Source organism: Xanthomonas sp. NCPPB 1128 (assembly GCF_001043115.1).
GTDB lineage: Bacteria > Pseudomonadota > Gammaproteobacteria > Xanthomonadales > Xanthomonadaceae > Xanthomonas_A.
In genome coordinates this window covers 22,005-32,394 of the sequence record NZ_LFME01000045.1, presented here as the reverse complement: position 1 = coordinate 32,394, position 10,390 = coordinate 22,005, and the positions used below count along the sequence as shown (strand labels likewise).

The following is a 10,390-nucleotide window of genomic DNA, read 5'->3' as shown; positions in this document are numbered from 1 at the left end:
GGGGCAGTCGCCTCACGGCGCCAGCCCGCCCGCCGGGGCGAAGCAGTGCTTCGCCTTTTTCCGGCGAGCCCTGCCCCTGCCGCGAACGGCGCACATCCCTGTGCGCCGCCCTTCGGGTTTTTCCCCGGTCCATCCGCCGCTGCGGAAGGGAACCCGGCAGATCAAAAGCAAACGCAACGGCGGCAGAGCGTGCGGCGGCTTCCGTCGTCGTCATCGGCGTGGTGGCACACTGAACCTCCTGCGAATCCAGCCCATGTGCTTGCGGTTAGGCATGGGCACATGCTGTGGTCGTCGCACGTCACGAGGTGGTTGTCTCGTATGGCTTGCGATCTTGAAGCAGTCAAAGGGCGCACACCCGGCGTACATCGGTGGCCGTATACGCTACTAGACGCGGGTTCGAGTTCTGCCGCGGCGATGCACATCGGACCGGCGAATCCCGGCGCAGACCAGTGCCGGGTGCTGCCACTTTGCCGACAGGAGACACTGATGCGGAAGATGAAATGGGCTTACTGGATGGCGGCAGCGTTCGCGCTGTCCGGGTGCGGGCGTGAGGGCGCGCCGGCACCGGCGACGCCCAAGGATGGCGATACGCCAGCGGCGGCCGCTGCGCCAAATCCCGCTTCGGCCGCGACACCTGCACCTGCGCAACCGCCTGCGACGACTGCGGAGAGCACCAGCGCCGCAGTCGAGCCGCTGTCCTGCACCGACCAGATCGGCGCCGACGCCGCGGCGGCTCGTGTGGCCACCTGCCGCGCGGTGTCGCCGGCCACGCACCCGCCCTGCAATGCCGCCAACAGCTGCGCCATGATTGACGACGAGATCGCGCGCAGCTGTGCGCTGCTCGGCCGCGACGCGGCGACCACTGCTGGCTGCGGGCCAGCCGCCGACAGCGCGCAGGCCGCGGCCGACGTGGTACGACGCTACTACGCGGCGATCGATGCGCGCGACTACGCCACGGCCTGGCAGCAGTGGGGCGAGGACGGGCGTCCGGGGCAATCCTACGCTGCGTTCAAGGCCGGCTTCGCGCAGACGCGTGCGGTGAAGGCGACGATCGGCACGCTGGGCGCCAGCGATGGTGCCGCCGGCTCGGTGTATCAGCCGGTGCCGGTCACCGTGGAGGCGACGCTGGCCGATGGCACCCGGCAACGCTTCCGCGGCGACTACATCCTGCGCCGCGTCAACGGCGTGGACGGCGCCTCGGCGGCACAGCTGCGCTGGCGGATCGATTCGGCCAAGCTCGAGGAAGTGCCGGCGCAGTGAGGCGCGGTGTGGCCGAGTGCGTTTTCTCGCTGCACGGGAGAACCGACGGCGCGTGCGCCGGGTAAGATCAAACACGATATCTGCGTGTGCCATGTCACCACGGCGCGCCAACCCTCACCCCAACCCCTCTCCCGGTGGGAGAGGGGCTTTACCTGATGAGACAGTACCAATGACCACGTTGTACGGATTGAAGAACTGCGACACCTGCAAGAAGGCGACGAAGTGGCTGGACCGCTTCGGCGTGTCCTACACCTTCGTCGATTACCGCGAGCACAAGCCGACCCCGGAGACCCTGCTGGAGTGGGCCGGCCAGGCCGGTGGCTTCGACGCGCTGGTCAACAAGTCCTCCACCACCTGGCGGCAGTTGCCCGACAACAAGAAAGCCCCGGGCTCGGATGCCGAGTGGAAGCTGCTGCTGCGCGAGTATCCGCAGCTGATCCGGCGGCCGGTGGTGGTGACCGACGACGGCCGGCTCAGCCAGGGCTTCTCCGACAACGGCTTCAAGCAGCGATTCGGGATCGCGTGACCATCCGCCCGTACCGGGCCGAGGACTGGGCGCGCCTGTGCGCCATCCACGATGCCGCGCGCCTGGAGGAACTGCAGGCGGCGGGGCTGTCCGATGCGTTCCTGCCGCTGCCGGTTGCGGCCGAGCGCGAAGGCTTGTTCGACTACCGCGTGCAGGTCGCCGAGTGCGCTGGCCAGGTGCTCGGCTTCGTCGCCGACGATGGCCAGGAACTGGCCTGGCTGTACGTGGACCCGGCCGCGCGCCGGCGCGGCGTCGGCCAGGCGCTGGTGGCGGCCGTGCAGGCCGCCAGCCCGGCCGGCCTGACGCTGGAATTGCTGGAAGGCAATGCTGCGGCGTTGGCCTTCTACCGCGCTTGCGGCTTCGTCGAGACCGGAACGCACGGCGGGCGCATGCCCGGCAACGAAGCGTTCGCGGTGCGCGTGCAATGCATGCGCTGGCCTGGCGTCGCTTCGTAGAAGGCCGCGACCGGCACCCGCCAGGCAAACCTGGCCGATGCTTCGAATCCGCCAGTCCCGCTCGTACACTGCGTTTCCTGCGCCGCCCACACGCGACGGTGCCGCTGTCGATCCCCATCGCGTCTTTCTCGTGTTTTCCAACGGTGTCCCTGCATGTCCGATGTCCTTGAACTCGCCTGCGACCTGATCGCCCGTCCGTCGGTCACTCCTGACGATGCCGGGTGCCAGGACCTGATCGCGCAGCGGCTGGAACGCGCCGGTTTCGCCATCGAGCGGTTGCGCTGCGGCCAGGTCGACAACCTGTGGGCCACCCACCGTGGCGGCGACGGTCCGGTGCTGGCGCTGCTCGGGCATACCGACGTGGTGCCGCCGGGGCCGCGCGAGGCCTGGGCCAGCGATCCGTTCGCGCCGCAACTCCGCGACGGCGTGCTGTACGGGCGCGGCGCCGCCGACATGAAGGGCAGCGTGGCCGCCTTCGTGGTCGCCGCCGAGCGGTTCGTGGCCGCGCATCCGCAGCACCCGGGCACGCTGGCGGTGCTGCTGACCAGCGACGAGGAAGGCGATGCGATCGACGGCGTGCGCCAAGTGGCGCGGCTGTTCGCCGAGCGCGGCGAACGCATCGACTGGTGCATCACCGGCGAACCCTCGTCCACCGAACGGCTCGGCGATCTGCTGCGGGTCGGCCGCCGTGGCAGCCTCTCGGGCACGCTCGTCGTGCGCGGTGTGCAGGGCCACGTGGCCTATCCGCACAAGGCGCGAAACCCGATCCACCTGGCCACGCCGGCGCTGGCCGATTTGGTCGCGCGGCACTGGGACGACGGCTACGAAAGCTTCCCGCCGACCAGTCTGCAACTCTCCAACATCCATGCCGGTACCGGCGCCAGCAATGTGATCCCCGGCGAACTGCAGGTCGCCTTCAACCTGCGCTACACCCCGCACTGGGATGCGCCGCGGCTGGAAACGGAGATCGCCGCGCTGTTCGATCGCCATGGCCTGGACTACAGCCTGCGCTGGCACCGCAGCGGCGAGCCGTTCTACACCCCCGAAGGCACGCTGCGCCGGGTGGCGCGCGAGGTGCTGGGCGAGGTCGCCGGCGCGCCGCCGGAGGAGAGCACCGGCGGCGGCACCTCCGATGCGCGCTTCATCGCCCCGCTTGGCGCACAGTGCATCGAAGTCGGCCCGGTCAACGCCAGCATCCACCAGGTCGACGAGCACGTGCGCGTGGCCGACTTGGAAGCGCTGCCCGAGTTGTACCTGCGCCTGATCGAACGGTTGCTGCGGTAACAGTTGCGTCGGCCCGCGCGTCGGGTTACGGTCGCTGCATGACCTCGCTGTCCGTCCTCCGCTCGATCAACGCCAACGGCCGCAATAATGCGCTGGCGAATAATCGTGCGCGGCCGATGCGGGTCTGCGACTAGGCGCTACCAGAAACACCACGCCCAGCCACCAGAAAACCCGCATCGGCCGATGCGGGTTTTTTTGTGTCTGGTGCGTCCCCCCTCGCGCACACCACCCCATGATCAGGAGCTTTCCCATGTGTTCGATCTTCGGCATCTTCGGCCTGCAACCGGGCGACGACCTGCAGGCATTGCGGCGGCAGGCGCTGGACTGCTCGCAGCGGCAGCGTCACCGCGGCCCGGACTGGAGCGGCGTGTATGTCGACGACGGCGCGATCCTGGTCCATGAGCGCCTGGCCATCGTCGACCCGGCCGGTGGTTCGCAGCCGCTGCTGTCGGAGGATGGACAACTGGCGCTGGCGGTCAACGGCGAGATCTACAACCATCGCGAACTGAAGAAGCAACTCGCCCAGCCCTATGCCTTCCAGACCGGTTCGGATTGCGAGGTGATCAACGCGCTGTACCGCGAAACCACGCCGGACGCGCTGCTGAACCGACTCAACGGCATCTTCGCGTTCGCACTGTGGGACAAGGCCGCCGGCCGCGTGCTGATCGCGCGCGATCCGATGGGCGTGTGTCCGCTGTATTGGGGCCATGACGCGCAGGGTCGGCTGCGGGTGGCGTCGGAGATGAAGTCGCTGGCAGACAGTTGCGCCGACGTCGCCCAGTTCCCGCCGGGCCACTACTACGACAGTGCCAGCGGCGAGCTCGTGCAGTACTACCGCAAACCCTGGCGCGACTACGCGGCGGTGCAGGGCGTGGAAGTGAGCAAGCAGGAACTGCGCGAGGCCTTCGAGCGCGCCGTGCATCGGCAGCTGATGACCGACGTGCCGTACGGCGTGCTGCTGTCCGGCGGGCTGGATTCCTCGCTGGTGGCGGCGGTGGCGGCGCGCTTCGCGCGCAAGCGCATCGAGGAGAACGACGAGGCAGAGGCCTGGTGGCCGCGCCTGCACTCGTTCGCGATCGGCCTGAAGGGCTCGCCGGATCTGGCCGCCGCGGCGATCGCCGCCGAGGCGCTGGGCACCGTGCACCACGGTTTCGAATACACCTTCGAAGAAGGCCTGGACGCGCTGCCGGACGTGATCCGGCACATCGAGACCTACGACGTCACCACCATCCGCGCCTCCACGCCGATGTTCCTGCTGGCGCGGCGGATCAAGGCGATGGGGGTGAAGATGGTGCTGTCCGGCGAAGGCAGCGACGAGATCTTCGGCGGCTACCTGTACTTCCACAAGGCGCCGAACGCGCGCGAATTCCACGAGGAACTGATCCGCAAGCTCGACGCCCTGTACAACTACGATTGCCTGCGCGCCAACAAGTCGATGATGGCCTGGGGCGTGGAACCGCGCGTGCCGTTCCTGGACGTGGAGTTCCTGGACGTGGCCATGCGCATGGATGCCCAGTACAAGATGATCGACAAGGCCAGTGGCGGCGCGGCGCGCATGGAAAAAGGTGTGCTGCGCGAAGCCTTCGAAGGCTATCTGCCCGAGTCGATCCTGTGGCGGCAGAAAGAGCAGTTCAGCGACGGCGTCGGCTACGGCTGGATCGACGGGCTGAAGGCGCACGCCGAGGCGCAGGTCAGCGACCGCGAACTGGCCGCGGCCGACAAGCGCTTTCCGGTGAATCCGCCGCAGACCAAGGAAGCGTATTACTACCGCAGCCTGTTCGAGCGCGTGTTCCCGACCCCGGCCGCGGCCGAGACCGTGCCCGGCGGCAAGTCGATCGCCTGCTCCTCGCCGGCGGCGATCGCCTGGGATGCCAGCTTCGCGGCGATGGCCGATCCCTCCGGTCGTGCGGTGGCCGGGGTGCACGCGCAGGCGCTGGGGTGACCGGCGCAAGCCTGCTGACGATCGCCGGCGTGCTGACGCTGGGGGCGATCAGCCCCGGTGCGAGCTTCTTGCTGGTGGCGCGGCTGGCCGCCGGACGTTCGCGTGCGGCCGGGTTCGCCGCGGCACTGGGCATGGGGGTGGGCTGCGCGCTGTTCGCGTTGGCGGCGTTGTTGGGCCTGCAGGCGTTGCTGGCGCAGGTGCCGGCGCTGCATCGCGGGTTGTCGGTGGCCGGTGCCGCCTATCTGCTTTGGCTCGCCTGGCGGGCGTGGCGGACGCCGACGCGGCCGGTACGGGGATCCAGCGCGGTCCGTCGGTCGCTGGGGTGTCGTCACCGGTTAGCGGCCGCTGCAGGCCGCGCTTTAGCGCCTTTGCCGAATGTTCGCGCGGACGTCATGGCGGGCAGTCATGCGGCACCCGGCAGAGGGGCCGGGCTGTGCCGGCGGTATCGTGCCGCGCGTCAGCGCCGCGTCTGGCGGCCGCCGTCGCCCCGCGCCAGGCCGTCCTGCCCGAGGCGGGCAGGACGGCAGGCTGGCGGCGAGGCGGCGCAGGCCTACTCGAAGCGCACGCAGTGGCCGTAGCGTTCGGGCTGGATGTCGATGCCCGAGGCGTCGGCCTGGTTGCTCTTGCGCCACAGGTTGGGGCGGAAGTCCGGGCCGGTGCAGTTGGCGGCGCTGTCCACACCGATGGTGTAGGTGTAGGGATTGCCGCGGAAGGTATTGTTCTCGAAGGTGTTGTCCTGGCTCATGCTGTTGTCCCAGCACAGGATCTGCGGCGTGCGCTGGCGGATCGAGCAGGTCAGGTAGAGTCCGGCGCCCTTGTTGTCGATGAACTGGTTGCCCGCGAACAGGTTGCGGCGCGCGTCGGCCAGGTACACGCCCTGGCTGCCGTTGCGTTCCAGGCGGTTGTCGCGGATCTCGCTGTCTTCCAGGTGCTCGGTGGTGATGCCGGCGGCGACGTTGTCGTGGATCACGTTGTCGATCAGCTTGACCTTGGCAGTACGGTTGAACGACACCCCGTCCCAGGTCGCGCCGGAGACGTCGTTGTGCGCGATCAGCAGGTCGCGGCTGTCGAACTCGCTGAGCAGGCAGGCGCTGCGGCACTTGCTGACCCGCAGGTGGGTCAGCTGGATGTCCTGGCCGTTGCGCACCACCACCAGGCTGTTGCTCAGGTACGGGCGCTCGGGCATGAACTCCTTGTCGATGGTGCCGCCGACGATCTGCAACTGCTCCACGCGCACGTCGCGGATCGGCCGGATGGGGCGCTCGTTCTGGTAGTCGCCGATGACGATGGTGGGTTGCTGCACGTGGTCGCGCATGCGCAGCACGGTGGCATCGCCCTGGCCGCGCAGGCGCAGGCCGTCGCGTTGGATCGAGATCAGCTTGTCGATGTGGAACTCGCCCGCGCTCAGGCACACGGTGGCGGGCTTGCCGTCGTTGGGGACCCGGTCGATCGCGGCCTGCAGGTCGTCGCCGGGTTCGGCGCGCACGCTGCAGTCGGCGGCGGCAGGGGGGGCGTCGGCGGCCGGCGTGGCACAGGCGGGGAACGACACGGCCGCGGCGAGCGGCAGCAACAGGGCGAGCAGGGGAGGGCGCTTCATCGGTAGGCAGACTCGGCAGTGGGGGGAGGGGAGGCGGCAGACCGGCGCATGTGACACGCGCCGGCGCGGAACCGACATCTCATTGTGGAGCGGACGGGCTTAATCTCAGCGTGTGCAGGGTCGGGCCGGGCAGGAACTTTGTGGCACGGCCCTGTACCCAGTCGGCGTGGCCGGCGCCCCAGAACGGCGACAGCGGGTGGCCGCTTTGGCCGCCGGGCATGTGCACGATGCCGTCGGCCTCGTGGCCCGGCGCCACCACCATGCGTTCGGAGGCGCCGAAGGCCGGGCGCTGCACCCGCGGCATGTCGTCGTCGCCGGGCAGCGGCGTGTCGGGCATGCACAGCCAGCCGCTCAACGGCGCCGGCAGGCCTTGCGCCAGCGGATGGCAGATCGCCGCGCGGTTCTCCTGGCCCCAGCGGCGCGTGTCCAGCGGGCCATCGGCCTGCAGCTGCGTGCGTACCTCGGCGGCGGCGTCCTCCAGCAGCGCCTGCCAGCTGCCGTAGCGGCGCGGCAACAGGTGCAGGGGCTGTTGCTGCAGCAGCGGCCAGGCCACGCCTTCCAGTTGCGGCAGCGGCGGTGGCGCGGCATCGGCGTCCGATCCTGTCCGGGCCGGCGCGATCAGGCCGTCGCGGATCCGGGTCAGTACCGCCAGGCGCCACGCGCGGACCAGGGTATAGCTCACCGAGCCGGTGCTGGCGCGGCCCTCCCAGTGCGCGGCGGCCTGCGACACGGCGTGCAGCGCCGGCGTGGCGGCGCCCGCGTCGCGTTGCTGCAGCAGCGCCCACCAGCGCTGCAGGAACAGGGCGCGGTCGTCGAGCTGGATCGCCAGCAACTGCCGTTCGTCGAGGTGCGGATGCAGGCGCAGGTCGTCGCGGATCTGCTGCGCGCGTGCGCCCAGCGCGTAGCCGCCGTCGCCGATCGGCGCCAGGTCGGCGCCGCCGACCACGCGGGCGTTGGCGGTCCACAATTGCCCGTCGGCGGGATCGATGCGCTGCGGCGACTGGGCGGTGGACAGTGGCCACGGCGCGCAGCGGGCATCCGTCGGCACCGTCGTGCGCACGTCGTGCATCACCGCATCGGCCGCACAGTGCGGGCCACGCAGCGGCAACGGGCCGAGCACGCGCCAGCCGATGTGGCCGTCGCGGTCGGCCAACACCAGGTTCTGTGCCGGCGTGGCGATGTGCTGCGCACGGGCGAAGGCATCGGGCAGGGTGTCGGCGCGGGCGAAGTCGGCCAGCCCCAGGTTCAGTGCACCCGGCAACTGCGCGGCCCAGCGCAGCGCCAGCGCGCTGCCGTCGGGTTCGTGCTGCAGGATCGGGCCGTAGGCGGTGTCCTCCACCTGCAGCACGGTGTCGGGCGCGCCCGAGACCCGGATCCGTTCGCGGTGCACGGTGACCGGCGTGCAGCCGGGCTGCGCCACCGCGGCGCAGGGAGTGAGCCGGTACCAGTCGGCGGTATCGGCATAGCTGTTGGTGAAGCCCCAGGCGATGTGGCCGTTGCTGCCGACGATCACCGCCGGCAGGCCGGGCAGCGAGAACCCGGACACGTCCACGCGGCCGCCCGGCGCATGCGCATCGGCATAGCGCAGGCGCACCCGGAACCACAGGCTGGGCGCGCGCAGGCCCAAATGCATGTCGTTGGCGACGATGGCGCGGCCGTCGGCGGTGCCGCTTCCGGCGATCGCCCAGTTGTTGCTGCCGGGCGCGCTGGTGGCCACCGCGTCCGCCGCGGCGGGCGCGGATGCGTCTGCCAGGCGGCGCAGATCGACCTGATCGGCGGCGGGCAGCTGCGCGTCACCGCGCGCGCTGCCGTCCAGTGTCGCGTCCCAACTGCTGCCTTCGTGGCGCAGCAGGGCATACAGCGGCGCCGGCAAGCGCTGCTGCAGGCGGTACAGGGCCAGCTTGCGGTCGAGTTGCTTGCCCTGCAGGTCGAAGTACATCGCCTGGCCGGCGAGCGCCGAATCCACCGGCTGCCAGTCGCGCGGCGCGGCGAACAGCATCAGGTAAGGCCACGGCCGTACCCGCAACGCGTGCAGGCCCTGGTTGACGCCGGCGCTGTAGGCCTGCAAAGCCGCTGCGTGCGTGCCGGCGAACGCGGCCAGTTGCGCGCTGCTGCGTGCGCGCAGGCGATGCGCCCGCCGTGCCTTGTCCACGTCCAGCGCGTGCGGACCGACCAGCTCGGACAGTTCGCCGGCGGCGGCACGGCGCAGCAGATCCATTTCGAAGAAGCGCTCCTGCGCGTGCACGTAGCCGAGCGCGCGCATCGCGTCGGCTTCGTCGGCGGCATCGATGGTGACCACGCCCAGCGCGTCGCGCTGGATGCTCGCCGGCGCCCGCAGGCCTTGCAGCGGCGCGTTGCCGTCGAGCGCGGCCAGGCTGCCGCGCAGCAGCAGCCAGATGCCCAGCACCACGGCCGCCGTCAGCAGCAGCGTCCCCAGCAGCAGGCGTTTCCATCGCACGCGCATCGTCTCTCTCCGGTGGCAAGTCTCCGATTCTAGACACGCGTGCGTGTCGTTCCCGCGTAGGCGCGGCGCGCTGTGCGCGGGGTCACGCATCGCGGACGTTGCGACTCGGGATGTGAATGATTCCGATTGGAACGCGGCGCGGCGGCATCGGGCACTATGGTGCCCTCAGTCGACCCCACGGAGCCCGCCCCATGAAGGGACACCCCGACGTTGTGCAATGCCTCAAGGAGCTGCTGCGCGGCGAACTGGCCGCGCGCGACCAGTATTTCATCCACTCGCGGCGTTACGAGGATCAGGGCCTGCTGGCGCTGTACGAACGCATCAACCACGAGATGGAGGAGGAGACCGAACACGCCGATGCGCTGCTGCGGCGCATCCTGTTCCTGGAGGGCGACCCGGACATGCGCCCGCATGCGTTCGAGCCCGGGCGCACCGTCGAGGAAATGCTGGAGAAGGACCTGAAGGTCGAGTACGAAGTGCGCGCCAATCTGGCGGCGGGCATGAAGCTGTGCGAGCAGCACGGCGACTACGTCAGCCGCGACGTGCTGCTGGCGCAGTTGCGCGACACCGAGGAAGACCATGCCTGGTGGCTGGAGCAGCAGCTCGGCCTGATCAAGCGCATCGGCATGGCGCTGTACCAGACCTCGAAGATCGACGGGCACGTGTCCGGCAAGGACGCCTGATCCAAACGCGCGCCTACCGCCTGCGGGAGGCGCCGATGCGTTGAACGGGGGGGCTTCCCCCATCGCGGCCGCGCCATCGCCGGCCGCTTCGGCCGGCCGATCCTGCCGGTCCTACATCTTTCTCGTTGGTCCGCATCGGCACTGCCGCCCTCGCGGGCGGCGGTGCTTGTCATCGATGT

Annotated in this window: 9 protein-coding genes; 7 read left to right on the top strand and 2 right to left on the bottom strand. The window is 70.1% G+C overall.

The features are described from left to right. Positions 1 to 486 precede the first annotated feature (486 nt). The 6 genes from ACP93_RS19435 (at position 487) to ACP93_RS21365 (ending at position 6,045) form a co-directional block, all read left to right on the top strand. Positions 487 to 1,260, top strand: a complete 774-nt coding sequence (locus tag ACP93_RS19435; protein ID WP_228136095.1) for a hypothetical protein — start codon at positions 487 to 489, stop codon at positions 1,258 to 1,260. A gap of 169 nt (positions 1,261 to 1,429) precedes the next feature. Then, positions 1,430 to 1,786 (top strand): arsenate reductase, encoded by a 357-nt coding sequence (locus ACP93_RS19430; protein ID WP_048492309.1) that lies wholly within the window; start codon positions 1,430 to 1,432, stop codon positions 1,784 to 1,786. Further along, on the top strand, positions 1,783 to 2,241 hold the full coding sequence (locus tag ACP93_RS19425; protein ID WP_048492308.1) for a GNAT family N-acetyltransferase: 459 nt from the start codon (positions 1,783 to 1,785) through the stop codon (positions 2,239 to 2,241). The genes ACP93_RS19430 and ACP93_RS19425 overlap by 4 nt, the downstream gene beginning before the upstream one ends. Before the next feature lie 153 nt (positions 2,242 to 2,394). Next, positions 2,395 to 3,525 (top strand): succinyl-diaminopimelate desuccinylase, encoded by a 1,131-nt coding sequence (gene dapE, locus ACP93_RS19420; RefSeq protein WP_048492307.1) that lies wholly within the window; start codon positions 2,395 to 2,397, stop codon positions 3,523 to 3,525. A 250-nt stretch (positions 3,526 to 3,775) separates the two neighbouring features. Continuing rightward, a complete protein-coding gene (asnB, locus tag ACP93_RS19415) occupies positions 3,776 to 5,467 on the top strand; it encodes an asparagine synthase B (RefSeq protein ID WP_048492306.1) in 1,692 nt (563 codons plus the stop codon). Then, on the top strand, positions 5,464 to 6,045 hold the full coding sequence (locus ACP93_RS21365; RefSeq protein WP_106407144.1) for a LysE family translocator: 582 nt from the start codon (positions 5,464 to 5,466) through the stop codon (positions 6,043 to 6,045). The genes asnB and ACP93_RS21365 overlap by 4 nt, the downstream gene beginning before the upstream one ends. Here ACP93_RS21365 and ACP93_RS19410 read toward each other — a convergent pair. Further along, positions 6,018 to 7,064: a right-handed parallel beta-helix repeat-containing protein gene (locus ACP93_RS19410; protein WP_048492305.1), complete on the bottom strand. Its 1,047-nt coding sequence runs from the start codon at positions 7,062 to 7,064 to the stop codon at positions 6,018 to 6,020. The two genes, ACP93_RS21365 and ACP93_RS19410, sit on opposite strands and share 28 nt — an antisense overlap. A gap of 79 nt (positions 7,065 to 7,143) precedes the next feature. Further along, positions 7,144 to 9,528, bottom strand: coding sequence for a penicillin acylase family protein (locus ACP93_RS19405; RefSeq protein ID WP_048492304.1), 2,385 nt, complete (start codon positions 9,526 to 9,528; stop codon positions 7,144 to 7,146). A gap of 191 nt (positions 9,529 to 9,719) precedes the next feature. On the opposite strand from ACP93_RS19405, the gene bfr reads away from it, so the two are divergent. After that, positions 9,720 to 10,211 carry a bacterioferritin gene (bfr, locus tag ACP93_RS19400; protein ID WP_026143459.1) on the top strand — a complete coding sequence of 164 codons (492 nt, stop codon included), beginning with the start codon at positions 9,720 to 9,722 and terminating at the stop codon, positions 10,209 to 10,211. The last annotated feature ends 179 nt before the right edge of the window (positions 10,212 to 10,390 follow it).